This window comes from Seongchinamella unica (assembly GCF_004354085.1).
Classification (GTDB): domain Bacteria; phylum Pseudomonadota; class Gammaproteobacteria; order Pseudomonadales; family Halieaceae; genus Halioglobus; species Halioglobus unicus.
Map to the genome: position 1 here is coordinate 196,418 of NZ_SMSE01000001.1, position 24,727 is coordinate 221,144.

Annotated in this window: 20 protein-coding genes; 8 read left to right on the plus strand and 12 right to left on the minus strand. The window is 60.8% G+C overall.

From position 1 onward, the window contains the following. Positions 1-79: 79 nt before the first annotated feature. Positions 80-781 carry an SDR family oxidoreductase gene (locus E2F43_RS00890; protein WP_133208998.1) on the plus strand — a complete coding sequence of 234 codons (702 nt, stop codon included), beginning with the start codon at positions 80-82 and terminating at the stop codon, positions 779-781. Further along, positions 782-1,570: a queuosine precursor transporter gene (locus E2F43_RS00895; protein ID WP_133208999.1), complete on the plus strand. Its 789-nt coding sequence runs from the start codon at positions 782-784 to the stop codon at positions 1,568-1,570. On the opposite strand, the gene E2F43_RS00900 is transcribed toward E2F43_RS00895, so the two are convergent. Both E2F43_RS00900 and E2F43_RS00905 read right to left on the minus strand, forming a co-directional pair. Beyond that, positions 1,567-2,622 carry a Glu/Leu/Phe/Val family dehydrogenase gene (locus E2F43_RS00900; protein ID WP_133209000.1) on the minus strand — a complete coding sequence of 352 codons (1,056 nt, stop codon included), beginning with the start codon at positions 2,620-2,622 and terminating at the stop codon, positions 1,567-1,569. The genes E2F43_RS00895 and E2F43_RS00900 overlap by 4 nt on opposite strands. Before the next feature lie 28 nt (positions 2,623-2,650). After that, positions 2,651-6,151, minus strand: a complete 3,501-nt coding sequence (locus E2F43_RS00905) for an indolepyruvate ferredoxin oxidoreductase family protein (protein WP_133209001.1) — start codon at positions 6,149-6,151, stop codon at positions 2,651-2,653. A 137-nt stretch (positions 6,152-6,288) separates the two neighbouring features. Between E2F43_RS00905 and E2F43_RS00910 the strand changes: the two genes are divergently transcribed. The 4 genes from E2F43_RS00910 (at position 6,289) to E2F43_RS00925 (ending at position 9,621) form a co-directional block, all read left to right on the plus strand. Then, positions 6,289-6,765: an Lrp/AsnC family transcriptional regulator gene (locus tag E2F43_RS00910; protein WP_238946678.1), complete on the plus strand. Its 477-nt coding sequence runs from the start codon at positions 6,289-6,291 to the stop codon at positions 6,763-6,765. After that, positions 6,762-7,913 (plus strand): methionine aminotransferase, encoded by a 1,152-nt coding sequence (locus tag E2F43_RS00915; RefSeq protein ID WP_420820733.1) that lies wholly within the window; start codon positions 6,762-6,764, stop codon positions 7,911-7,913. The genes E2F43_RS00910 and E2F43_RS00915 overlap by 4 nt, the downstream gene beginning before the upstream one ends. Continuing rightward, positions 7,901-8,674 (plus strand): amidohydrolase, encoded by a 774-nt coding sequence (locus E2F43_RS00920; protein ID WP_133209002.1) that lies wholly within the window; start codon positions 7,901-7,903, stop codon positions 8,672-8,674. The genes E2F43_RS00915 and E2F43_RS00920 overlap by 13 nt, the downstream gene beginning before the upstream one ends. A gap of 80 nt (positions 8,675-8,754) precedes the next feature. After that, positions 8,755-9,621 carry a DUF3014 domain-containing protein gene (locus E2F43_RS00925; RefSeq protein ID WP_133209003.1) on the plus strand — a complete coding sequence of 289 codons (867 nt, stop codon included), beginning with the start codon at positions 8,755-8,757 and terminating at the stop codon, positions 9,619-9,621. 34 nt (positions 9,622-9,655) lie between these two features. Here E2F43_RS00925 and E2F43_RS00930 read toward each other — a convergent pair whose 3' ends face one another. From E2F43_RS00930 to E2F43_RS00955, 6 genes are all read right to left on the minus strand, one after another. Next, entirely contained in the window at positions 9,656-10,846 is a 1,191-nt protein-coding gene (locus tag E2F43_RS00930) for a serine hydrolase domain-containing protein (RefSeq protein WP_133209004.1), read from the minus strand. 155 nt (positions 10,847-11,001) lie between these two features. Then, complete coding sequence (locus E2F43_RS00935; RefSeq protein ID WP_133209005.1) at positions 11,002-12,426, minus strand: aldehyde dehydrogenase family protein; 1,425 nt, start codon at positions 12,424-12,426, stop codon at positions 11,002-11,004. A 163-nt stretch (positions 12,427-12,589) separates the two neighbouring features. Then, positions 12,590-13,717: an acyl-CoA dehydrogenase family protein gene (locus E2F43_RS00940; RefSeq protein ID WP_238946679.1), complete on the minus strand. Its 1,128-nt coding sequence runs from the start codon at positions 13,715-13,717 to the stop codon at positions 12,590-12,592. 13 nt (positions 13,718-13,730) lie between these two features. Further along, positions 13,731-14,945 (minus strand): acyl-CoA dehydrogenase family protein, encoded by a 1,215-nt coding sequence (locus E2F43_RS00945; protein ID WP_133209007.1) that lies wholly within the window; start codon positions 14,943-14,945, stop codon positions 13,731-13,733. Positions 14,946-15,160: 215 nt separating this feature from the next. Continuing rightward, positions 15,161-16,762, minus strand: coding sequence for an AMP-binding protein (locus E2F43_RS00950; RefSeq protein ID WP_133209008.1), 1,602 nt, complete (start codon positions 16,760-16,762; stop codon positions 15,161-15,163). A gap of 7 nt (positions 16,763-16,769) precedes the next feature. Beyond that, positions 16,770-17,783: an LLM class F420-dependent oxidoreductase gene (locus tag E2F43_RS00955; RefSeq protein ID WP_133209009.1), complete on the minus strand. Its 1,014-nt coding sequence runs from the start codon at positions 17,781-17,783 to the stop codon at positions 16,770-16,772. Positions 17,784-17,882: 99 nt separating this feature from the next. Between E2F43_RS00955 and E2F43_RS00960 the strand changes: the two genes are divergently transcribed. Further along, a complete protein-coding gene (locus E2F43_RS00960; RefSeq protein WP_133209010.1) occupies positions 17,883-19,445 on the plus strand; it encodes an acetyl-CoA acetyltransferase in 1,563 nt (520 codons plus the stop codon). Between the two features lie 21 nt (positions 19,446-19,466). On the opposite strand, the gene E2F43_RS00965 is transcribed toward E2F43_RS00960, so the two are convergent. After that, on the minus strand, positions 19,467-19,976 hold the full coding sequence (locus E2F43_RS00965; protein WP_133209011.1) for a nuclear transport factor 2 family protein: 510 nt from the start codon (positions 19,974-19,976) through the stop codon (positions 19,467-19,469). Positions 19,977-20,242: 266 nt separating this feature from the next. Between E2F43_RS00965 and E2F43_RS00970 the strand changes: the two genes are divergently transcribed. After that, positions 20,243-20,746 (plus strand): pyridoxamine 5'-phosphate oxidase family protein, encoded by a 504-nt coding sequence (locus tag E2F43_RS00970; protein WP_133209012.1) that lies wholly within the window; start codon positions 20,243-20,245, stop codon positions 20,744-20,746. A 111-nt stretch (positions 20,747-20,857) separates the two neighbouring features. Here the strand turns inward: E2F43_RS00970 and E2F43_RS00975 are convergent, their stop codons facing one another. The 3 genes from E2F43_RS00975 to E2F43_RS00985 form a co-directional block, all read right to left on the minus strand. Beyond that, positions 20,858-23,137: a TonB-dependent receptor gene (locus E2F43_RS00975; protein WP_133209013.1), complete on the minus strand. Its 2,280-nt coding sequence runs from the start codon at positions 23,135-23,137 to the stop codon at positions 20,858-20,860. Positions 23,138-23,384: 247 nt separating this feature from the next. Then, the gene (locus tag E2F43_RS00980) at positions 23,385-23,888 is read right to left on the minus strand and encodes a pyridoxamine 5'-phosphate oxidase family protein (protein ID WP_238946680.1); all 504 of its coding nucleotides are present in this window, start codon (positions 23,886-23,888) and stop codon (positions 23,385-23,387) included. Positions 23,889-23,930: 42 nt separating this feature from the next. After that, on the minus strand, positions 23,931-24,686 hold the full coding sequence (locus E2F43_RS00985; protein ID WP_133209014.1) for an SDR family NAD(P)-dependent oxidoreductase: 756 nt from the start codon (positions 24,684-24,686) through the stop codon (positions 23,931-23,933). Between the last annotated feature and the right edge of the window lie 41 nt (positions 24,687-24,727).

Below are 24,727 nucleotides of genomic sequence, written 5' to 3' on the forward strand. Positions count from 1 at the left end.
CCAAGCGCAACCGTGCAGCAAGGCTTGACGCTTCGGGGCAAATCATTAACTCTGGACAACTTTGTAAAGGTGAGCATCTATGAAAGCGGCAATCATAACCGGCGCCAGTGTCGGCATTGGGCGGGAAGCTGCAGCCCTGTTTCTGGCAGACAATTACCGGGTCTTCAACCTGTCCCGTCGGGAGTGCCCCCTGCCGGGCATTGACAACCTGGCCTGCGACCTTTCGTCCCCTGACTCTGTCAATCGGGCCGTGGCCACGCTGCAGCAGTCACTCCAGGGCGCTGATCACATCGCCCTGGTGCACAATGCCAGCCAGATGCTCAAGGACAGCTGCGACGCCTGCGACAGCGACAGCCTGCGGCTGGTGATGGAAACCAACGTCGTAGCCATCAACAGTCTCAACCAGGGAATCCTGCCGATAATGCAGCAAGGCTCCAGCATCCTCTACGTGGGCTCCACCCTCTCTGAAAAAGCCGTGTCAGCGTCTTTCAGCTACGTGGTCAGCAAGCACGCCCAGCTGGGCATGATGCGGGCCACCTGCCAGGACCTGATGGGAAAAGGCATTCACACCGCGCTGGTCTGCCCGGGCTTCACCGACACCGAGATGCTGCGCACCCATATTGGTACCGATCCCGAGGTGGAGGGAATTATCGCTGGAATGAACAGTTTCAACCGACTGGTACAACCGATAGAAATTGCCGAACTCATCCACTGGGCTCACAACCACCCGGTCATCAATGGGGCTGTGCTTCACGCCAACCTCGGTCAACGGGAAAGCTGAATGTCGCTGGAGTTACCGAGGCTACAGGAACGACGGGAACGGGTATTCCTGGTGCTCGCAGGCACCTTCCTCTGCGCTATGACACTGCTGAACGTCATTGGCATCACCCGCTTTGTACAACTGGGCCCGATGGCGCTGGCGGTGGGCGTGCTGCCCTACCCCCTCACCTTTCTCTGCACCGACCTGATTTGCGAACTCTACGGCAAGGCCAGGGCCAACTTCCTGGTTTCGGTTGGCCTTGGACTCAACTTCATGATTCTGGGCGTGCTGCTACTGGGTAACAGCCTGCCTTCGGTCCCGACCGAGAGCATGCCGCCCTGGCAGATCCTGCAACTGGCGGCGCCGGTGGCGCTACCCAATGGCGAAATGGTGGAACAGTCGGTGGGCTTGTACCAGCTGATATACGCAACGACATCAGGGGCGGTATTCGCCTCCATGCTGGCCTACATCGCAGCACAGTATTGCGACGTGCAGCTGTTTCATTTCTGGAAGCGGGTCACCAGGGGCAAGTACCTCTGGGTGCGCAATAATTTCAGTACGCTGATGAGCCAGATGGTTGATTCCATCATGGTGATTACGGTGACCTTCGGCGCGGCTTTCATGCGCGACGAGATGAGCTTCAGGACCCTGTTGATCCTGGTGGGCAGCAACTACCTGTTCAAGGCCACCGTGGCGCTGCTGGACACGGGGCCCTTCTATCTGGGAGTGCACTACCTGCGGCGCTACCTGCAACTCGCACCCGGCGAAACTGCCACCCCACTGGGCGGTAGCAGCAGCACCAACGCCTAAGCGGCGAGTGACTGTCCGGCGCGGGCAATCATATTGCGTGCCAGTTCCTCGGCGATGTCGTTGCTGTGGCCGTGACTTTCTTCGGCTCGCCGCAGCACCTGTGACAGGGTCTGCTCAATACGCTGGATATGCGCCCGCTTCTCCGCATCCGGTGAACCAATGCGCTGGTGGTGCACATCGATGATACCGCCGGCATTGATCAGGAAATCCGGGCAGTAAAGAATGCCGCGCGCCTGCAGGCTATCGCCGTCTGCCTCAGTGGCCAGCTGGTTGTTGGCGGCTCCGGCAACAATACCGGCGCGCAGATCCGGGATGGTCGCGGCGTTGAGTATGGCGCCCATGGCGCAGGGTGCCAACACGTCCACCTCGGCACCGAGGATGGCGTCGGCAGCCACTGCCTGCACCCCATGGTCAAGCTCCGCCCGGCGCAGGTTGTCCTCGTTAACGTCGGCACCCAGTACGGTGGCGCCAGCCTGGGTGAGATATCCCGCCAGGTAATAACCCACATGGCCCAATCCCTGCACTGCGACCCGCAAGCCCTGCAAACTGTCTTCGCCGAGCCTGTGCCTGACCGCGGTGCGAATGGCAAGGAATACGCCCCATGCGGTGCTCGGCGAGGGATCGCCTCCGAATTCGTTATCATCCATGCCACTCACGTGCGGAGTTTGTTCGGCCATCAGGCGAATGTCCTCGACACCGGTTCCGGAGTCCTCAGCAGCAACGTAACGCCCGCCCTGGGAGTTCACGAAGTCGCCCATGGCTCGCATCAGCTGGGGTGTCTTGTCCCGGCGGGGGTCGCCGATAATGACCGACTTGCCGCCGCCAAAAGGCAGCCCGGCCAGCGCCGACTTGAAAGTCATACCCCGAGAGAGGCGCAACACGTCGTTGAGTGCCTCCTCTTCGCTGGCATAGGGGTACATTCTGCAGCCTCCCACTGCCGGACCCAGCACCGTGCTGTGTACGGCAATAATCGCGCGCAGACCGGTTGCCGCATCCTTGCCGAACGTCACCAGTTCGTGGCCATCGTAAGCCGGTGCATCAAATATTGACATCCACTTCTCCTCCAGGGGTTCTTATTGGTCAGGCCGCGTTCACAAAACGGACGGTTGATTCTTCAATCTCTTCACCTCGTAACCGGGCCAACAGGCTTGCCTGTTCCGCCCGCAATTGCTCGCGATTGCGATCCTTGATATGGCCGTAGCCACGCAACTTGTACACATTGGCCGCCAGTTCAGCGGCGGTGCTGTAATTCTCGTCGTCGAGACGGCGGGCGATTTCTTCCAGCAGTTCGCGGTAGTCAGCAATATCCTGCCGTTCCTGCTTGCGCTCGGCGGTATAACCAAAAATATCCAGGGCGGTGCCACGCAGGAACCGGGCCCGCGCCAACCAGCTGAATGCGGTTTGCATCCACGGACCGAACTCGCGCTTGATCAGTTCGCCGGTTTCCGGATCACGCTTGGAAAACAGCGGTGGCGCGAGGTTGAAGCGCAGCTTGTAGTCTCCTTCAAACCGGGCTTCCAGCTTGCGCTGGAAATCGCCGTTGGAATAAAGCCGCGCAACCTCGTACTCATCCTTGTACGCCATCAGTCGGTACAGTTGGCGAGCGGCGGCCCGGGTCACAGAATCGTCCTCGTCCGCCCGGGAATCGGCCTCGCGTACCTTGTCTATCTGCTGGCGATAGTCTTTTGCATAAGCACTGTTCTGGTAGTCGGTCAGGCGCCGCTCCCGGTCGGCGATCAGTTCGTCCAGGCTCAGGGGTGCGACGGCTTCCTGCTCCGGCTTCAGCAGTGACATCACTTTCTCCGGCTGGTGGGCACAGCGACGTCCCCAGAGGAAGGCCTGCTTGTTAAATTCTACCGCCACGCCATTGAGCTCGATGGCCTGCTCGAGTGCCTCTGCCGATACTGGCACCAGGCCCCGCTGCCAGGCAAAGCCCAGCAGAAACAGGTTGCTGGCAATGGAGTCACCCAGCAACTCCGTGGCGACTTTGGTCGAGTCGATGAAGTGGCAACTGTCCTCACCCACTTCGGCAATGACTTTGTCTTTCATCGCCTTGCTGGGGAACTTGGCATCGGGATTGAGGATGAACGCCGAAGTCGGCACCTCCGCCGCATTGACCACGGCATAGCTGCGTCCCTTGGCCACCTTGCCCATGGCTTCGTAGGTAGAGGCCACCACCAGGTCACAGCCGACCAGCAGATCCGCCTCACCGGCGGGAATACGCACTGCGTGGATGTCTTGCTGGTTTTCGCTCACCCGCACGTGGCTGACCACGGCGCCAAACTTCTGGGCGAGCCCGGTCTGGTTCAGGGTCGCGCAGCCCTTGCCTTCGATGTGGGCGGCCATGGCGACCAGCGCAGTGATCGTCAGCACGCCGGTGCCACCCACGCCGGTTACTACCGTATTCCACGGCCGCTCAAGCGAGGGCAACTCCGGTTGCGGCAGCGGGTCGAATTCCAGGTCGGCGGCACCGGTGGCGCCACTGGATTTTTTCAGCCTGCCGCCAATCACACTGACGAAACTGGGGCAGAAGCCACGGGCACAACTGTAATCCTTGTTACAGGCACTCTGGTCGATTTCACGCTTGCGGCCCAGTTCGGTTTCCTTGGGCAAAACCGAGAGACAGTTCGACTTGACACTGCAATCGCCGCAGCCCTCGCAAACCGCGTCATTGATAAACAGGCGCTTGGCGGGGTCTTCCAGGATACCCTTCTTGCGACGGCGGCGCTTCTCGGCGGCGCAGGTCTGCTGGTAGATGATGACCGAGGTACCCTTGAACTCACGCAGTTCTTTTTGCAGGCTGTTCATCTCATCGCGATGGTGCAGGCTGTAACCCGGCGTACCGGAAAATTGTCCGCGCCACTGCCCGGGATCATCGCTGACCAGGGCGATGCGGCGCACACCTTCACCCCGCAGTTGCATGATCAGGTCGTCCATCTCCAGGCTGCCGTCTACCGGCTGCCCACCGGTCATGGCCACCGCGTCGTTGTAGAGGATCTTGTAGGTGATATTGACCTTGGACGCTACCGCTGCCCGCACCGCGAGAATGCCGGAGTGGGAATAGGTACCGTCACCCAGGTTCTGGAACACGTGCGGGGTTTCGGTAAACGGCGCCTGTCCGACCCAGGTCACGCCTTCACCACCCATCTGGGTGAAAGTATGGGTCTCCCGGTCCGGCATCCAGGTGGCCATATAGTGACAACCGATACCGCCCAGGGCATGACTGCCCTCGGGCACCTTGGTGGAGGTATTGTGGGGGCAGCCGCTGCAGAAGTGCGGTACGCGTTCGATGGTATCGCGCGGGGTGGCGAGGGAGGCTTCTTTCTCCTCAATCCAGCGGATGCGCTGGTCCATGGTTTCCGACTGGTAAAAGCGGCGCAGGCGACTGTGAATCGCCAGGGCAATGGTTGCCGGCGACAGCTCGCCGAGATTGGTCAACAGGTCACGGCCGTGCTCGTCAAACTCACCTATCACGCGCGGGCGTGAGTCGGACGCATAATTGTACAACTGGCCGGTGAGCTGATCCTCGATCACCGAACGCTTTTCCTCTACCACCAGGATTTCTTCCAGGCCTTCGGCAAACTGTGCCGTAGCCCGGGGCTCCAGCGGCCAAGGCATGCCGACCTTGTAGACCCGCAGACCTATTTCCGCGGCAACGGCCGCGTCAATACCCATATCCTCAAGGGCCTGCATGACATCCAGGTAGGCCTTGCCCGAGGTCACGATCCCCAGGCGGGCATTGGGGGAATCCAGCACGATCCTGTTGATACCGTTGACCCGGGCAAACTCACGGGCGGCGTAAATCTTGTACTTGTTAAGGCGCCACTCCTGCTCCAGCGGTTTGTCCGGCCAGCGGCCGTGAACACCGCCGGGGGGCAGCTCAAAGTCCTCGGGAATGACGATGTCGATACGGTTGGGGTCGATGTCGGCAGAAATGGCCGAGTCCATGTTCTCGGTAATCGCTTTCAGGCCCACCCAGCAACCGCTGTAGCGGGATAATTCCCAGCCATAAACGCCCAGGTCCAGCACCTCCTGCACGTTGGCGGGCGCCAGCACCGGCACGGAGGCCCCCATGAACATGTGTTCGGACTGGTGTGGCAGGGTCGACGATTTGCAGGCGTGATCGTCACCGGCCACTGCCAGCACACCGCCGTAACGGGATGTACCAAACGCATTGGCATGCTTGATCACATCCATCGAGCGGTCTACGCCCGGCCCCTTGCCATACCACATGCCAAAGACGCCGTCGTATTTCGCGCCTTCAAACAGATTGGTTTGCTGGCTGCCCCACACCGCGGTGGCTGCCAGTTCCTCGTTGATACCGGCCTGGAAGTACACATTGTGCTTCTCCAGCCAGGGGCGGGCCTTCCACATGGACTGGTCGACCGTACCCAGGGGCGATCCACGATAGCCGGAGATGAATGCGGCGGTGTTGAGCCCTCGCTGCTGGTCGCGCTGATGCTGCAGCATGGGCAGACGGACCAGTGCTTCTATTCCGGTCATGTAGGCGCGGGTAGTATCCAGCGCGTACTTGTCGTCCAGGGACACCTTGCCAATCAAGGGAGCATTCTGAGGGTTCATCGTAATGACCGCTTAATTACGTAGTGATGTAGTGCCTTAATTTTGGCCAATATCGGCGGAAATTGTTATTTGATTTGATCGTGATTTTGGGCAAAATATGCATAAATTATTCAATAACATCGAACAGGAAGGCAATTTTGACCGAACCCCTCTCCAGACAGGATCTCGACATCCTCAAAATGCTCCAGCGGGACAGTACCACCAGCACCGCCGCCATTGCCGAGCGCATCAATATTTCCCAGTCCCCCTGCTGGCGGCGCATCAATCGACTGGAGCAGGACGGCCTGATCAAGCGCCGGGTGGCATTACTGGATCGCACCGCGCTGGGCATGGATGTGGTGGTATTTGCCACCATTAACCTGACCTCCACCGGCCGCCAGAACCTGATTGAATTCGAGCGTGATATCATTGAGCACCCGGAGGTCATCGAGTGCTACACCATGACCGGGATCTGGGACTACATGCTGAAAATCGTGACCCGGGACATTCGCCATTATGAGGAATTCGTGCGCAATACCCTCACCGCCAGCCCCTCAATCCGTGAACTCCACTCCCACATGGCAGTGACGGAAATCAAGAACACCACCGAGCTGCCCCTGGACACCCAGCTTTGAGCCCGACCATAGACAGCAAACTGCCTGGCATAGGCACCACGATCTTTACCCGCATGTCGGCCCTTGCCGCCGAGTGCGGGGCGATCAACCTGTCCCAGGGATATCCTGACTTCGAGGCGCCGGAGGAACTCCGCGAGGCACTGGCCAGGGCGGTCATGGACGGCCACAACCAGTACGCGCCGATGAGCGGGCTTCCAGCCCTGCGCGAACAGCTGGCGCTGCAGCTTCAACTGCATCGCGGTGTCGCCTGCGACCCGGAGACTGAAATCACCGTGGTGCCGGGCGCCACCGAAGGTATTTTCTGTTCGATCATGGCCTCCGTCCGGGCGGGGGACGAGGTCCTGGTCATGGACCCCAGTTACGACAGCTATATACCCGCCATCGAGATGGCGGGAGGCAAGGCCGTGCGCATTGCCCTGCGTGCTCACAGCTTCGCCGTCGACTGGGATGCGGTCGCGGCAACGCTGAATCCGCGCAGCCGAATGATCATCATCAACTCTCCCCACAATCCCACCGGGGCCGTCCTCAGCGAGGATGACATGCACACCCTGGAAAGACTGGCCATCGAATACGACCTGCTGGTCTGCAGCGATGAGGTTTACGAGCACCTGACCTACGATGACCTTCCCCACCGCAGCGTGCTTCAGTACCCGGGTCTCCGGGAACGGAGTTTCGCCCACTTTTCCTTCGGCAAAACCTTCAGTGTCACCGGCTGGAAAACCGGCTACTGTGTCGCCGCGCCGGCACTCAGCGCGGAACTGCGCAAGGTCCACCAGTTCGTGGCCTTTGTTGCGGTGACACCGGTACAGCAGGCGGTGGCGGACTTCCTGGCTGATTATCCGGAATATCCCGCCCGCCTCGCGGGCTTTTACCAACGCAAGCGGGACCTGTTCTGCGATGCCCTGGCCGGATCTAACTTCAGGTTGAGGCCCAGTGCCGGCACGTATTTCCAGCTGCTGGACTATAGTGACATCAGTACAGCGACAGACCAGCAACTGGCCGAGCAGTGGACCCGGGAGCTGGGGGTGGCGTCCATCCCGATATCGGTGTTTTATCCCTCACCCCCAGGGCTGCATTACCTGAGATTTTGTTTCGCCAAGAACGATGCCACCCTGGAACAGGCGGCGGAGATTTTATGCGGGATTTGAGAGTCACCCTGGTACAGCGGGAACTGCAGTGGGAGGTGCCGGCCGAAAACCGCAGGGCGATCACCCAACTGGCGGCTGGACTGGCCGGCAAAACCGACCTGCTGGTGCTGCCGGAAATGTTTACCACCGGCTTTTCCATGAACGCCCTGGCCAATGCGGAAGAACCAGGCGGCGCCACGGAGCAGTGGATGCAGGCGCTCGCGGCGGAACTGGATTGCGCGGTCACCGGAAGTATTGCCGTGCGGGTTGGTGATGATGTGTTTAATCGCATGCTGTTCGCGTCAGCGGCGCAGGTGCAGTTCTATGACAAGCGCCACCTGTTCCGCATGGCCGGAGAGCACAAGCGCTACCGCGGCGGCGAGAAGCGCGTCATTGTGAACTGGCGCGGCTGGCGCCTGCTTCTGCAGGTTTGCTACGACCTGCGCTTCCCGGTATTCAGCCGCAACCGGCAGGACTACGACCTGGCCCTGTACGTGGCCAACTGGCCCGGGGCCAGAACCATGCACTGGCGCCAGCTATTGATTGCCAGGGCGATCGAAAACCAGGCCTGTGTCGTCGGTGTCAACCGGGTCGGCCGCGATGCCAACGGACTGGACTACAATGGTGACAGTCTGGCAGTGAGCGCAGACGGCCAGTTGCTGGCTGACCTCGAGACAGGAAGCGAGGCCCGCACGGTGACCCTGTCGGGCTCGAGGTTGCAGGAATACCGGGAAAAGTTTCCGGCCTACATGGATGCCGACAACTTCACGGTGGACAACTGAGTGATTTCCCCGCAGGGTGAACTGGCTGCCACCAAAACAGTCATAGCAGTGAGGACAGCTGCACAACAAGAGGACTAGTCATGCAGGTTGATTCGGAAGATCGATACGTCGAGGAGCGCGGCTCAGCCGGGCTACCCAGGTTGCCTATTGCCCTCGCGGTACTGGCGCTCATTATCGGCATCGCCTGGTACTTCAGCGGCGGTAGCCCCGAGCAGGAGGAGCCACCTGCCGAGTTAGTCACACCGGTGCCTGCGGAATCCCCGCCGCTGCAACCAGAAGCGGCGCCGGCGCCAGACATCCCGGAACCGGTGACGGTTGTCACGGATCCCAACGATCCCAATGACCTGGTCATCGCTGAGCCGGAACTCAAACTGGAAGAAAGTGATCCGCTGGTGAGGGAGACACTGGCCCCGGCGCTCGCAGACAGCGTATTCGCCCAGGCCCTGCGCCAGGATGACCTGCTTGAGCGCGGCACCGCGTTTATCGATGCCGCCGGCAAGGGTTCGGTGCTGAACAAGGTATTGCCGATTCCCCGGCCCGAAGGAAACTTTGCAGTACGCCAGGAGGGCGGCAAAACGGTGATCGACCCGGCGACCTACGCGCGCTACGACGGCTACGCTGAGGCCATTGGCGCACTGGACCCGGACACCCTGGCCGCGGCCTTCCACCAGTTCCGGCCGCTGCTGGAACAGGCCTACGGCAACCTGGGTTACCAGCAACAGGATATGGACAACAGCCTGATTCGCGCCCTCGATCAGGTCATTGCCGCTCCCGTACTGGATGAGCCGCCGGCGCTGGAACAGCGCGTAACCACCTACACCTATGCCGATGAGGCGCTGGAAAACCTGTCACCCATTGCCAAGCAGTTGCTGCGTATGGGGCCAGAGAACCAGCGTATTATCCAGGATCAGGCCAGGGCGCTGCGGGCAGCACTGCTGACCGAGTAATCGCTGCTGGCGTGAACTTGCCGCAGCCCCTTCCCTAACTGGATTCCCGGTCTACCGCCGCCTGCACGGCGCGGTAGAACGCCTGGCGCTGCTCACTCTGGCCATCAACACCCCGCGCCCGCGGCCAGTTGCTGTTGGAGGCAATCACCAGGTCCCGTGAAGGATCGATGAATATTCCCTGGCCGAAAATTCCCTGGGCCGCGTAGCTGCCATCGTCATAGGTCCACCACTGGTAACCGTAGCCCCGGCCAGGAATGCCGATGTCCGCCTGCTTGCGGGTGGCTGCACCCAGCCAGCCCTCCGGTAGTACGTCGTCGCCAGCAATTTTCGCCCCGCCGAGCATAAACAGGCCGAAGCGGGCAAAATCGCGAGTAGCCGCCTGCAGGCAACAACCGCTGATCTCATGCCCGGTCGACCCGAGCAGCCAGGTAGCGTCCTGTTCCATACCATAGGGGCGCCAGATTTTTTCCGCGAGATAGTCCGCCAGCTGTTTGCCGGTGGCAGAGCTGACCAACACTCCGATCAGGTTGGTTTCCCCCGTCTTGTAGACCCACTTGTCACCGGCGGGCAGTTCCCGCGGCAGCGCCCGCATATAGCTGACCGTCACATCCAGACCCGGCTCTGCCTGGTGCTCGTTGAAACGCGCCACGTCGCTGTTCCTGTCTTCGTAGTCCTCGTCCCAGGCCACACCGGAGGTCATGGTCAGCAACTGGCGGATAGAGACCTCGTCGTAGGCCGAGCCGCGCAGGTCAGGAATGTACTCAGACACCCTGTCCTCAACGCTGTCGATATGCCCGTCCCTTATCGCGGCTCCCACCAGGGTTGAGGTAAATGACTTGGCCACCGAGAAGCTGGTCCAGCGACCCGCAGCATCGAAATCAAGACCGTATTTTTCCAGGCGCAGCTTGCCGCCCTGGACAATGACCAAACCTGCCGTGCGCTGCTCCAGCATGTATTGCTCAACATCCATCGCCAGCGCCAGCGGGGCCCCCGCTACCAGTGGCCTTACTTCGTTACCCGCTGCCACCACCCGGGCCCTGGCCAGCACCGGAAGCCGGTCCATCGTCCTGAATGCGGCGTCGCGCTGGGGCACCGACCAGAACAATACATTCCTGTCTGTGGGCAAATTGGCCAGCAGGCTGCGCACCTCCCTGTCGGTACTGAGATACACACCCACGAGCACCAGCGAAACTGCCAGTAAAAGCCCGATCAACCATTTCCTCATCTGCTGGTCCCCTTGCAAGGTTACTGAAGCGGCACCCTGAAAGCCTGCTAACCCCCCGGGTGCTTGCGGCTATGGCCGCAGGCTCACAAAAAAGCCGCGAGGCAGCGGGCTGCTGCACCCGCCGCGTCGCGGCTTCCCGATGCGATTCCAGGCCGTCAGGCAGCGCCGGACAGCGCCTTCACTTCAAGATAGTCGGTAAAGCCGTGGGCACCCCATTCGCGCCCGTTGCCGGACTGCTTGTAACCGCCGAAGGGTGTGTGCAGGTCGCCAGATGCGCCGTTAATGTTGATGTTGCCGGCCCGGATCTGGCTGGCCACGGCCATCACTTCCTCGTTGTTATTGCCCTGCACATAGCCCGCCAGGCCGTACGGTGTGTCGTTGGCGATGGCGATGGCTTCCTCAATGCTGTCGTAGGGCATCATGACCAGTACCGGGCCAAAGATTTCCTCGCGGGCGATGGCCATGTCGTTATTGACCTCGCTGAACACGGTCGGCTTGACGAAGTAACCCTTTTCGATGCCCTCAGGGCGACCCACGCCGCCGCAAACCAGCTTGGCGCCTTCATCGATACCTGCCTGGATCAGGCCCTGAATCTTGTTGAACTGCACCTCGCTCACCACTGGCCCCATGGTGGTCCCCTCCGCTTTGGGGTCACCGACCACCACTGACTCAGTGACCGCAGCGGCAATGGCCTCGGCCTGCTCCAGCATGGCCCGGGGCACCAGCATGCGTGAGGGAGCGTTACATGACTGGCCGGTGTTGTTGTACATGTGCATGACGCCACGGGTCACCGCGGCTTCGAGATCCACATCTTCGAGGATGATATTGGGTGACTTGCCACCCAGTTCCTGGGTCACACGCTTGATACTGGGTGCAGCGTTCTGGGCAACCAGGGAACCGGCCCGGGTGGAGCCGGTGAAGGAGACCATATCGATGTCCGGGTGGGAGGATATCGCCGTACCCACACCCGGGCCATCGCCGTTAACCATATTGAACACGCCCGCGGGAACACCGGCCTGGTCGATGATCTCGGTAAACAGGTATCCGGACAGGGGAGCTACCTCGGAGGGCTTGAGCACCACGGTGCAGCCCACGGCCAGCGCCGGGGCAACCTTGCAACTGATCTGGTTGACCGGCCAGTTCCAGGGCGTGATCAGGCCGCAGACCCCAATCGGCTCCTTGATGATGCGACTGTTACCGGCCATTTCCTCAAACTCGTAGCTTTGCAGGATTTCCAGGGCAGTGGCCAGGTGACCCAGGCCGCTGGCCGCCTGGGCTTCTACCGCCAGTTTGGTCGGCGCGCCCATCTCCTCGGAGATGGCATCGGCCATGTCATTGAAGCGGTTCTGGTAAGCCTCAACGATCGCCGCGAGAATGGCGATGCGCTCTTCCCGTGAACTGCGACCATAGCTGGCAAATGCCGCTCTTGCCGCCTTCGCGGCCTTGTCGACATCCGCGGCGGAGCCGATGGAAATAGTGGCACACACGTCCTCGGTAGCGGGGTTAATCACGTCCAGGGATTTCGGTGTCACCGGGTCTACCCACTCACCGTTGATGTAAAACTTGTCGTAAACTCTCATAGCACTCTCCAGTAGAAAACATGACTCCGGTCCTGCTATCGGCAGCGTCCTGCACCGATATCAGCAAACCCGGTATTGCGATCAGTGGGGCAATATAGCACCCGCTGCCGACTGCGGCCAACCGGCCCCACAGCGGGACCCTGCCTGCTCTGTGCCGGCACCGTCAGGAGTCCAGCAACAGCGAGGCCAGCCGCTTGCGGTGATGGTAGGCGTCACCGAACACCTGCTGCGACCACTGGGCGCGGCGAATATACAACTGCGCGTCGCACTCATAGGTAAAGCCCATACCGCCGTGAAACTGTACCGCCCTGTCGCCGGCAAACTTCAGCGCCTCACTCGCCTGGGCCTTGGCCATGCGACAGGCGGACTCGGCGTCCCGGTCCGGGGTTGCCTCATTCACCAGACTGGCGGCGTGATAGACGAAGGAACGCGCGTTTTCCATTGCCACCAGCACCTCCACCATGGGGTGCTTGAGCGCCTGGTAGGAGCCGATAGGGCGACCAAACTGGTGCCGTGTTTTCAGGTATTCGGCGGTAAGGTCCATACAGGCGGCGGCGCTGCCGGCGGCTTCCGCCGCGTACAGCAGGGCGCCGAGCAGCATGACTTCACGCAAGGTGCTGTCGGCATCCCCCGGCAGCAAGTTTTCCATGCCAACCGACACCCCAGAAAAGTCGACGCGGGCACAGCGCCGGGTTTCATCAATACAGGTTTGGCGGCTAACGGCCGCTGACGGCACCGCTGCAGTCGGCACGACCAGCAGGCGCGCTACTCCCTGGTACATCACCGAAACCAAAAAAAGTTCGGCGACCTCCGCATAGGCAACCTGGGTCTTCGCCCCGCTCAGCTGCAATCCGCTTTTTGCCGGCGTTGCGGTGACCCCAATAGCAGGGTCGCCCCAGTCTTCCGACTCCAGCAAGGCCAGGCTTGCAATCTGGCCGCCGACAATGTCCGGCAGGTAACGCTGGCTCAGGTCGGAACCCGCCGCCTGCTGCAACACCCTGGCGACCAGCGTGGTATCGATGAACGGCGTGGTCAACAGGTGCTTACCCATACATTCGACCAGCGGCACCGCACTGCTGATGCCCAGCCCGGAGCCACCGAAGTCCTCTGCTACCGCGACCCCCAGCCAACCCAGTGCTGCCATTTGCTGCCAGACCTGCGGGTCAAAGCCCTGCGCTGAGGGCAGCAATGCGCGCACCGCCGGCATGGTGGAGCGATCACGGCAAAACGCTCGCGCTGAATCCAGTAACATGCCCTGCTCGTCGCCGAACACCATCTGCATATTATTCATCGGCATCATGTCCTCAGCTCTTGGGCAGGCCCAGTACCTGCTCACCAATAATGTTTGCCTGTATCTGCGAGGTACCGCCACCGATGGTGGTGGCGAAATTATTAAAGTAGGCGCGCTGCCAGAACCCTCCGGCAACGGCCTGCTCGTCACCCACATACAGGCTGCCCAGCCCCCCCTGCAACTCGAGGCCGTACTGGCGCATACGCCGCTGATACTCACTGGCCCGCAGTTTGAAGGACAGGGGTAGCGACAGGGGGTAGTCCGTGTTGAGCCCGGGCAGGCCGGTGCGGCGATCGGCCAGGCCCAGCGCTTTCTCCTCCATGATCAGTTCCACCAGCCGATCGCGCACCACCGGATCTTCCAGCAAGGGCTGACCGTCGCGCCTGAGGTGGCGGATGTCGTCGATCAGGTCACTGACACTGATCCTGACCTGGGGCAGGCCACCGGCGGCGCCCGCTGCGGCACCCCGCTCGTACTGCAGGGTTTGCATGGCAACCCGCCAGCCGTTACCTTCGCCACCGATCAGGCAGCTGGCAGGGATACGGGCATCGGTGAAAAAAGTTTCGGTAAACCCATACTCGCCGGTGATCTTCTGGATAGGCCGGGTCTCGATACCCCGCGCCTCCATCGGCGACAGGAAAAACGACAGGCCGTCGTATTTACGCTCGGCAGAGGGATCGGTGCGCGCCAGCAGGATCATGTAGCGGGCGTAGTTACCCATGGTTGTCCAGATCTTGCTGCCGTTGATCACGTAGTCGTCACCGTCCCGTACGGCGCGGGTCTGGGCGTTGCCGAGGTCCGACCCGTGATCGGGTTCGGAGAAGCCCTGGCACCAGATGTCCTCGGCGCTTAGAATTCCCTTGATGTAAAGGGCCTTCTGTTGGTCCGTGCCGATATCCAGGATAAGCGGTCCGGCCCAGCCGAGGCCGATAACGTTAAAGGTGATAGGGGTGCGCTGCCGCCGCAACTCACGATCGACCTCGTGCTGGAAAGCGGCATGCATGCCACGACCGCCGTATTCCGACGGCCAGTGCACGCCAAGATAGCCGGCGCTCCACAGCTTGTGCTGCCATTCCCGGAGAAATTCCAGTTGCTGGTCACTGCCCACTTCCATAAAGGTCTGCGGTAACAGAAACCCGGGATCCGCCGGTTTGTGCTGTTCCAACCAGGCCGCAACCTCGGCGCGAAACTCGGCCAGCTCCGAGGGACTTGGATCAGTTCCGTTCATACTTTCACCCTTGTCTGTGTGTGCGCGAATGCGCAAGCGCCACGACCCGCCATTAATTCACTTGTCCAGGGTCTGGTGAACGCGGCGAAGGCGAACGTCGTGAGGGCTCGCCAGCACCGCGTCCCCGATTCTACCCCATGCATACCCTGCTGGATTCCCGGCATGTTGAACAGGCCCTGGTCAAGGGGCACGGCCGGAAACTGGACCAGCCTCGCCTAGCCTTCCGCCAGGAAGCGGGATTCCGCGTAGGCCATCACCCGGGGGTAATCGGGCTTGCCATTGGCAGCACGGCAGAGCACGTCAATCCCGTAGATCTTGCGCGGCACCTTGTAGTCCGCCAACCTCTCCCTGGCATGGGCCTGCAGTGCCTCGACATCCAGGCCCGCCTGTGGCGCCGTCTGGACAATAGCCGTCACCTGTTTGCCGAAACGGGGATGGGGTAGACCCACGACCACCACGTCATCGACCGCCGGGTGTTCCAGCAACACCCGCTCTACTTCCACCGTGTAGACTTTCTCGCCACCGCTATTCACCACTGTGCTGTCGCGGCCCAGTAGCTGCAACATGCCATCGCCCCGCACGGTGCAGCGGTCGCCCGTGCGCACCAGGCGCTGGCCGTCAAGGGTGATAAAGGTTTCCGCGGTTTTTTCCGGGGCATTGTAATAACCCTGTGGCAGGTGACCGCCGGCATAGACCATGCCGATCGTGTCAGATCCCGGTTCCACCTCCTGTAATTCATCGTCCAGCACCCGGGTGGTCCCCTGGGGCTGGAATACCCCGGATTCAGGCGTGCATACGGCGTACCCCGAGGTCTCGGATGAACCCAGCGAATCAATCACCACCAATTCCGGCTGGTGCTTCAGTAAACCGTCGCGACAGGCATTACTGAGCGAGGCGCCGGAGGACACCAACACTTTCAGCGATGCCAATAGCGCCTCCTCAGGTCGCCTGTCCAGCACCTCCAGCAGCGGCAGGGCAAAGGCGTCGCCCACCAGCACCAGCATGCCGATACCCTGCGCGGCAATGGCTTCGACCGTGCGCTGCGGGTCAAAGCGCTCTCCCGACAGGGTAACCACCGGCACCCCCTGGGCCAGCAGCATGATCGCCATCAGGAAGCCGGCGCCATGCATCAGCGGACTCAGGCACAGAAACGGGGCCGCCTGCGGCAGGCGGGCAACATTCGCCACGTGCTCGGCCAGCGAGGCGGGATGCTCGGCAATTGCCAGCGGAGCCATGGCCACCCCGGTGGACACATTCTGCTTGCGCCAGATGTCCTCATGGCGCCACAGCACACCCTTGGGCAGGCCGGTGGTTCCTCCGGTTGCTATCAACACCAGGTCATCGCCGCGGGTTGTGGGGGTAAAACCTGCGCCGGCATGACCATAGAGTGCGGCCAGCTCCACGTCTTCGCTCCCGCCGTCCACACAGACAAAATGTCGCGTCCCGGTCAGACGCGGCTTTATCCTTGCCACCCGGTCGGCAAACGGCGCATCATAGACCAGCACCTCGATGTCCAGGCCGTTGCACAGGTCCACCAGCTCTTCGTCCTGGTAGCGGTAGTTCACATTGACATGGCTGAGGCCGGCAAGACCGGCACCGACAAAGGTCTCCAGGTAGGCGTTGGAATTACGCAGGTAATGACCCACGTGGGCACCGGCTTCCAGACCGAGATCGCCCAGGTAGCTGGCAATACCCAGGGAGCGCCGGCGCAACTCCCGGTAATCGATACTGGCGCCATCGTGCACCAGGGCCGGACGTGTCGCCGTGGGCCCCTCCCCCAGTCGATAAACCGCCTCGGCAAAATTCCAGCAGTCCACGCGATAACTACCAGAGCTCGGCAATGGCTCGCAGGCTGGCCACGTCATGGGCGGTCACCAGCAGCGTGGTTACCCGTGAATCCTGCCAGGCCTGCAGCCGATCGCGAATACGGTCCGCCGGCCCCACCAGCGACATGGCATCGGCCAGTTCATCGGGAATCACCCGGGCGGCCTCGTCCCGCTTGTCTTCCATGAACAGTTGCTGGATCTTTTCCGCCTCTGCCTCGTAGCCCATTCTAATAAACAGGTTTTTGTGGAAATTGGTGGTCTTGGCGCCCATGCCGCCGATATAAAAACTGAGGAAATACTTGAATGCCAGGAGTCCCGCCTCGATGTCATCAGTGATGCTAACGCTCACCATCTGGGCAATATCGAAGTCTGCCGGGGCCTCTCTTAGCGACTCCGCATAGACGCTCTCGTCATAGGGGTTATAAAACAGTGGCAGCCATCCGTCGGCAATTTCTGCCGCCAGGGCGATGTTCTTCGGACCCTCGGCCCCGAGATAAATCGGGATACGATTGCGCAGCGGGTGCACGATGGGCTTCAACGGTTTGCCCAGCCCGGCCGCATCATCACCGCTGTAGGGCAGCGGGTAATGGGGGCCATCATTGGTGACCGGCGCCTCGCGCGCAAACACCTGGCGAATGATGTCAATATACTCCCGGGTTCGGGCCAGGGGCTTGGGAAATGGCCTGCCGTACCAGCCTTCCACGACCTGGGGGCCGGATACCCCGAGTCCCAACATGAAGCGGCCATTGGACAACAGGTCCAGGGTCAGGGCATGCATGGCACAGGAGGTGGGCGTGCGCCCCGAGAGCTGAACCACCGCGGTGCCGAGCTTTATCTTTTCGGTCTGGGCGCCTATCCAGGCCAGCGGGGTGAAGGCATCATTGCCCCAGGCCTCGGCGGACCAGACGGAGTCAAAGCCGAGCCGCTCTGCCTCCTGGGCAATTGCCACAAAATTGGGATGCGGGGCAGCGCCCCAGTAACCCTGGGCAAGGCCCAGTTTGAGATCAGCCATGGTAAATTCCTAAAAATACAGGATGTACTGCTTTTTTCAATTATGACATTCTAGGCCAGCTTTGCAATCGACATCAAACAACAAACACGGAGACAAAACTTGAGCAGTGATTCAAACCTGCAGCTGGCGGACAACACCCCCATTCTGGTGGGCACAGGACAATACACGGAACAGCTCCCGGCAAACGGCGAACCTGCACTTGCACTCACGCCCCCGGTGGAGCTCGCCGCCAGGGCCGCCGCAGACGCCGTTACCAGCACCGGCGGACACTTCTCTGCGGCTGACATCGAGACCATTGCCACTATTCGGCTGTTTTCTGACTCGGCACCGGTCTGGTCCTGCCCGTTTGGCCGCAGCGACAACCCGCCGGAATCCATCGCGCGGCGAATCGGCGCCTCTCCCCGTGAGCGTATCTATAGTGACGCCGGGGGCACACAACCACTGCAATTGCTGGCCGAGTTCTCTGGGGCAATCGCCAGGGGCGAATTGCAGTGCGCCCTGCTGACCGGCATGGAGGCCATGGCCAGCCAGCGCTATGCCCAGCGCAATGGCCTGGAGCCCGACTGGAGTGAACATTTCGACCCTCCCCTGGACAGCCGTGACGCCGTGACGCAGATGGTCTCGCCTGCGGAATTAAACAGTGGCTTGTACCTGCCCGCCCATTGGTATGCACTGATCGAGAACCTGAGGGCCCACCAGCGGGGGAACAGCGTTGCCGTGCATAAGGTGCAAATGGCCGAGCTGCTGGCACCGTTCAACGACGTGGCCCGGAGCAACCCCTACGCTTACTTCCAGAACCGCTACAGCGCGGCAGACCTCGCCAGCGAAGCCAATGGGAACTACCCGATCTGCGTGCCCTACAACAAGCTCCTGGTGGCCCGGGACGCCGTCAACCAGGCCGCTGCCGTTGTCCTGACCAGCGCCGGCAAAGCACGGGAACTGGGCATACCGGCTGACAACTGGATTCTGCAGTTAGGCTATGCCGACGGGGAGGACCAGTACCTGCCCCAGCGACAAAATCCGGGCACCTCGGTGGCGATGGAAAAGGTGCTCAGGGCCTGCTTCGAGCGCGCGGGCCTGGGGCAGGCCGACATGGACCTCATCGACATCTACAGCTGCTTTCCCTGCGCGATCGAGGCCGCCCGGGATGCACTGGGCATGGCCGCGACCGACCCCCGGCCATTGACCGTCACCGGCGGACTGCCATTCTTTGGCGGCCCGGGCAACGAGTACAGCCTGCACGCACTGGCGGAGATGGTCATGCGCCTGCGGGCAACGACAAGCCATGCACTGGTCACCGCCAATGGCGGTATGCTGTCCAAACATGCCGCCCTCGTACTGGCGAGCAACAGCCCTGCGCTTCGTCGCAGACCCCTGGATTACGCCACGCTGGAACCAACCGTTATCGGCCGGGAGGATATCGAAGCGGTACCGCTGTGCACGGCACCTGCAAGGGGCACCGTGCTGAGCTACACCCAGATTTTCGAGCGCCAGCGCGATGATGTCGCTATCATCCTGGGGGAAACCGCCAGGGGTGAGCGCTTCCTGGCCCACAGTACCGAGCCAGACACCCTGCAGCAGGTTCTTGCACAGTCACCCGTGGGGCGAGACGTCCAGGTTGAGCAGGTGCAGGGCCGGCATCGATTCCGCTTCGGGTACTGAGCCGGGGTCCTGCGGACCCGCTCAGCCGGCAGCGGGAGTGGCCGCAGCTCTCTCAACGGCTTCGGCAAACAGCGCGATGTTGCCCCTGCAGTACTGGGTATCGAGCTTTGAGCTGACGATTTTCCAGCCGGCGTCCGCCCCGGCGAACACATTGGTGTATTCACCAACCACGATCGCCACCTCGGCGTCGGTGGCGACTTTGTTTCCCGGGTCGGTAAAAATAATATGCTCCGCCACCAGGTAAGCCCGGCACTCCACCCCCTGTTCGGTCCGGCAGAAGCGGAAGTTGCTGAGGCTGTGACGGGTGAGATCGAAGCCGTCAATCACACTCTGCAAGGCGAGCAACCAGTCCTCGGCATTGCGCATCGCACCTTCGCCACCGGTGTCGGCACCGGTGTCACCGTAATCAATGTATATTTCATCGGCGAAACAAGCGCGCACCAGCGGCCAGTTCTTGCTGTCTATACCCTCGGCATAGGCGTTATAGACATCGACGATTTCACTGCGGGTTACCGGGTCGACCTGTGACATAGCGCGCTCCTGTCAGTCCCGCCGGGGTACGGCGCCTTCTTGCGCCAGTCGCCGGCAACTCGCCAGCCCCCGGCCAGACGCTCCAGCGGTGAGGATGGCGATCTTTCCCTGCACTCTGTTGATCGTGTTATTCAGTCCTCTAAGGCAAAACTGCCCCGCCGCTTGCAAACGATCAACAGGGTGATACCATCGAAAAACAGTCAGGATGTACGGTTTATAGTATTGGGATTAAACCGCATCCGCAACAGATGCCGGAGCGAAACATAATGAAGGATAAGATAAAAAATTACGACGACGTCACCCTGTACGGGCTGAGCCCGGAGAAAATGGAGAAGCTGCTGCTGGCGCAGAACGAACTGACCTTTATCTGGACCAACCGCGAAGGTCACGGCATGGGCGTGACCATGAGCTACATCTGGCGCAAGGGCCGCATCTGGTGCACGGCAACGGAACAAAGGGCGCGAATGAAAGCGCTGGCCCGCGACCCGCGCTGCTCAGTGGTCATATCCAGTGCCGGAGTCGACGACGACTTGAGCCAGTCCATCACTTTCAAGGGCCATGCCATACTCCACAAGGACCAGGAAACCAGGGACTGGTTCTACCCCGATTTCGCCCGCCACGCCAACAGCCCGGCACCGACCCCGGAGGCCTTCGTTGCCTTCCTCGATACCGAGGCCCGGGTGATTATCGAGGTCGTGCCCGAAAAGACCATCAGCTTTGACGGCGGGGTAATGCGCGACACCACCCGTGAAGCATTAGCAGCTTCCTAGCCGTGCTACCGCTGCCCGGGGCGCCTGGCCGAGACTCAATCGCCGAAGGCGCAGAACGAAAAAGCCCCGCCTGCAAAGGCGGGGCTGTGGCATGACCGCAAGGGCTGAACGCTAGAAGTTGACCGTCAGCTCAACACCGTAGTTTTCCGGCGGGCTGTACTGGCCAAAGGTACTGATACCGATGGGAATCACCCGGGCGTAGCGCTCGTCACCCATGTTGCGACCGTAGACACTCAGCAGGTAGTGCTCGCCAAACCTCAGGTCAACACTGGCATTGTGGAAACCGCCAGCATCCACCAGACCACGCGGATCATTGTTCAGAATCGTGTGATACTCGTCCCGCCAGCGGTAGTTGTAGTGCATGCCCACTTCCACCTCGCCCAGGGTCAGGTAGTAGTTCAGGCCCGCGGCAAAGGTGTATTCAGGCGCATTGCGCAGCTCCAGTCCTGAGTTGTCCACCGGGTTGCCTTCCTGGTCGGAGACCATAAAATCGGAGAACTCCGCATTCAGGTAGCCGGCATTGAAAAACCCGGAGAGTCCCGCAGTGAACTGGGCATTGAATTCCGCCTCCAGGCCCCATATTTCCACATCAGCGGCGTTATTGACAATGGTAGTGACATTGCCGTCGCCCAGATCGGTAATCACCTCTTCCTGTTTGTCTGTGTAATCGCTGTAGAACGCTGTGGCGTTGAATCGCAGGCGGTTTTGCAGCCACTCACTCTTCATGCCCAACTCGTAGGTATCCACATACTCAGGGTCAAAGGAGTTGATGTCATTGACGTTCTGGGTACGGGCAAAAAAGCCACCGCTTTTGAAACCACTGGCAAAGGAGCCAAATAGCATCATGTCGTCGCTGACGTCATAGGTCAGGGCGATACGCGGGGAAAACTCACTCCAGTCATCCTTGTAGTTCTGCGGCGGGCCCATGGGCACCAGGGTGACAATGCTGTCGTCGGGCAAGTGCAGCAGGAAAGACGTCGTGTGCGCGGTCAGTTTCCGCTCCTCCTCGGTAAAGCGCCCGCCGAGGTTTAACTGCAATCTGTCGGTGAGCTGCCAGTCCACGGAGGCAAACACCGCATAGGAGGTGTTCTCGCCGGTACCATCAAGTTCGCTGGATATCGCTCCCGGCCAAAGCCCGCCCTCCGGGCCAAAGCCGATGCCCAGGTAGTACCACATATCGAAGGATTCCTGGAACTGGTCGTACTCGGAGTTCCAGTAATACACCCCGGCGGTGAGGTTGATATTGTCGGTGAGATTGCCGTTAATCCTCACCTCCTGGCTGAACTGCTCGTATTCCTGGGCGGCCTGCACGGTGAGAAACTCGACCTGGGTGGCGTCGTACTCGACCCGGAACTCTTCTTCCCGCTCGATGTAACCGGTGATTGCCGTCAGCATCCAGTCGCCCAGGGCCCAGTTCATGGTGAGGTTGTAGGAATCGTTGGTGACCTCCGAGGAGTTCGGCGCATTCTGGGGCGTATGATCCTCATCACTGTCGCTGTCGAGTGCCTCGCAACCGCTACCGAAGGGTGCACCACTGGCATCGGGCGGAATTCCCGCTACCGGTATGCCGCCCACGGAAATCAGGCAGCCAAGATCGGCAAAATCGTTGAAGTTGGACCAGGCGCCAACATCCGAGTCATCTTCAATGCGCTCGGCGTTAAAGGATATATCGAAGTTATCCGTCAGGTTGAAGGCCACCCGCGCGCCCACCTGAAGATAATCCTGGATGCCGAAATCCTCGTTGGATATCCTGGATTCCATATAGCCATCATGCTCGCTCTTGCTGGCATAAAACTTGAGGCCACCGTTGTCGGTGAGCGGCGTATTCACCACCGCACGCAGCTCCCGCAGGTCCCAGCTGCCCGCGCCCAACTGCGCCTTGACGCCCCACTCCCGGGTAGGGGCGCTGCGCACAATATTGAGCGCACCGGCAGTCGTGTTCTTCCCGAACAAGGTACCCTGGGGGCCGCGCAGCACTTCAATGCGCTCCATATCAAAATTGTGCAGCAGGCCACCCGCCACCACGCCCTGGTAAACGCCGTCGAGGATGACCCCCGCAGGAGGCTCGACGCTCTTGTCCGTTTCCTGGAAGCTGATGCCCCGAATAGAAATCGAGGCGCCATTGTTACCGGCCACCATGTCGATATTTACATTGGGCACGTAATTCTGCACGTCCTGCAGTGATTTCACCGTCGAGCGATTAAGCTCCGCAGCCAGGGCGGTCACCGTCACCGGAATATCCTGCATGGACTCCTCCCGCTTCCGGGCGGTAACAATCACCTCTTCCAGCGCAATTCGTTCCTCCTGAGCCACCGCTTGTAGCGGCGAAGCGGACCAGGCGGTTGCCAGGCTGCAGGCCAGCGCGGTTTTTACCAAATTACGTTTCTTCATATGTTCCTCGCTTTTATTATGTGAACCGCTCGCAAGTAGCGGCGGGAGTACTGCAAAGAAATCACTGCCGCCGACGTCTGGAAAAACGTCCGCCGCCGACAGGGCCGATGTCCGTTACCGAATCGTCCGAACCCGTCCTGCTACCTACAGGTCGTATTGTTTTTATAAAACATGTCATACTGTTTTTTTAGTGTAGGTACTTTTTGCTACTGATGTAAAGCCGCAAACCGGGATTAGTGTGTGCTGCTCAGCCCTCGCTTCCAGGCACCGTGCCGTCATAGGAGGCCTGGGAAATGGCGTCGCCGTCAAACTTGATGGCTTTCTCGGGAATCAGCTCAATGATGACCCGCAGTGGGGTATCAAGGTGCTGGATGGCAGCCTCCGGCGTGGGCGCGGGATAAGGGGAAATGATCTCCGCCATCGCCGGATAAAACCAGTCCTTGGTGGCCTGGTCATCGTGCAGCTTCACCCGCCCTTTGTAGGTCACCGTCTTGCCCGGGCCCATATCGGTACCCATGCTGGAGATCACTACCGAAGCCCTGGGGTCGCGCTTGAGAGCCTTGATACGGGCCCGCTGGCTGGTGGCCGTCAGCCAGATGGAACCGTCCCTGGCGATGTAGTTCATAATGACACCCAGGCCGTGTCCGTCCTTGTTGGTCCAGATAAAGTTGCACTCAATCTGCTTGGACAGCAGTTCCTGCTCCCGCTCAGGGGTCAGTTGGTATAGCGTTACGTCCTCGTAGCCCTGCATGATTTGCCTCCCTTGTAAGTTCAATCGATATCAGAATTGCGGTCAGAATCGCGGCAAATGGCCATTCTGCTGGCCGCCGGCCAGGTCCAGCACCTGTGCATTGATGAAACTCGAGCGCTGCCCATCGGCAAGGAACAGCGCCGCTTCCGCCATATCATCCAGGTTACCCATGCGGCCCACCGGGGTGGCGTCGATGTAGGCCTCTATGACCGGGTCCATGCCAAACAACATACTGGTCATGTCGGTCTCGATCAGTCCGGCTGCGATAGAGTTGAAACGAATCCCCCGCGGGCCGTATTCCTGGGCTGCCACCTTGATCGCGTAGTCAATGCCGGCCCGGGCGCCCGAGTAAACGGCCAGCCCGGGGCCCGGAATCCGCGCAGTCAACGAGGAGATGGTGATTACCGAGCCCCCCTCCTCCATGGCGTTTGCGGCGTGCTTGAAAAACAGCAGCGCACCGACAAAGCTGACCTGCAGGCTGGGAAGGATTTTATCGGCGCTGAGTTCAGCGATAGCGTCTGCAGCGTGAATACCGGCAGAGAAGACAGCAATATCAACCTGCCCGTATTTCTCGCGGGCGGCAGCAAACAGGGCCTCCTGCTGCGCCTCGTCGGTAACATCGCAGGCCACGGCCAGGCCGCCGATTTCCCCGGCCAGTGCCGCCAACGGCTCCTTGCGCCGGGCGGAAACCACAACATTCGCTCCTTCCTGCGCCAGGCGGCGCGCAATGGCGGTACCGAAGTTCGACTCGCCGGAAGCGCCGACCACCACCGCTGTTTTTCCCGTTAACGTTCCCATGATTCCGCTCCTGTCCTTATTGTGGGTAACTGCTGTTCAGG

What these genes read in the sequence shown, in the direction of transcription:
- E2F43_RS00890 (WP_133208998.1), top strand. Translation starts at nt 80, where the DNA reads ATGAAAGCGGCAATCATAACCGGCGCCAGTGTCGGCATTGGGCGGGAA.
- E2F43_RS00895 (WP_133208999.1), top strand. Translation starts at nt 782, where the DNA reads ATGTCGCTGGAGTTACCGAGGCTACAGGAACGACGGGAACGGGTATTC.
- E2F43_RS00900 (WP_133209000.1), bottom strand. Translation starts at nt 2,622, where the DNA reads ATGTCAATATTTGATGCACCGGCTTACGATGGCCACGAACTGGTGACG.
- E2F43_RS00905 (WP_133209001.1), bottom strand. Translation starts at nt 6,151, where the DNA reads ATGAACCCTCAGAATGCTCCCTTGATTGGCAAGGTGTCCCTGGACGAC.
- E2F43_RS00920 (WP_133209002.1), top strand. Translation starts at nt 7,901, where the DNA reads ATGCGGGATTTGAGAGTCACCCTGGTACAGCGGGAACTGCAGTGGGAG.
- E2F43_RS00925 (WP_133209003.1), top strand. Translation starts at nt 8,755, where the DNA reads ATGCAGGTTGATTCGGAAGATCGATACGTCGAGGAGCGCGGCTCAGCC.
- E2F43_RS00930 (WP_133209004.1), bottom strand. Translation starts at nt 10,846, where the DNA reads ATGAGGAAATGGTTGATCGGGCTTTTACTGGCAGTTTCGCTGGTGCTC.
- E2F43_RS00935 (WP_133209005.1), bottom strand. Translation starts at nt 12,426, where the DNA reads ATGAGAGTTTACGACAAGTTTTACATCAACGGTGAGTGGGTAGACCCG.
- E2F43_RS00940 (WP_238946679.1), bottom strand. Translation starts at nt 13,717, where the DNA reads ATGAATAATATGCAGATGGTGTTCGGCGACGAGCAGGGCATGTTACTG.
- E2F43_RS00945 (WP_133209007.1), bottom strand. Translation starts at nt 14,945, where the DNA reads ATGAACGGAACTGATCCAAGTCCCTCGGAGCTGGCCGAGTTTCGCGCC.
- E2F43_RS00955 (WP_133209009.1), bottom strand. Translation starts at nt 17,783, where the DNA reads ATGGCTGATCTCAAACTGGGCCTTGCCCAGGGTTACTGGGGCGCTGCC.
- E2F43_RS00965 (WP_133209011.1), bottom strand. Translation starts at nt 19,976, where the DNA reads ATGTCACAGGTCGACCCGGTAACCCGCAGTGAAATCGTCGATGTCTAT.
- E2F43_RS00970 (WP_133209012.1), top strand. Translation starts at nt 20,243, where the DNA reads ATGAAGGATAAGATAAAAAATTACGACGACGTCACCCTGTACGGGCTG.
- E2F43_RS00975 (WP_133209013.1), bottom strand. Translation starts at nt 23,137, where the DNA reads ATGAAGAAACGTAATTTGGTAAAAACCGCGCTGGCCTGCAGCCTGGCA.
- E2F43_RS00980 (WP_238946680.1), bottom strand. Translation starts at nt 23,888, where the DNA reads ATGCAGGGCTACGAGGACGTAACGCTATACCAACTGACCCCTGAGCGG.
- E2F43_RS00985 (WP_133209014.1), bottom strand. Translation starts at nt 24,686, where the DNA reads ATGGGAACGTTAACGGGAAAAACAGCGGTGGTGGTCGGCGCTTCCGGC.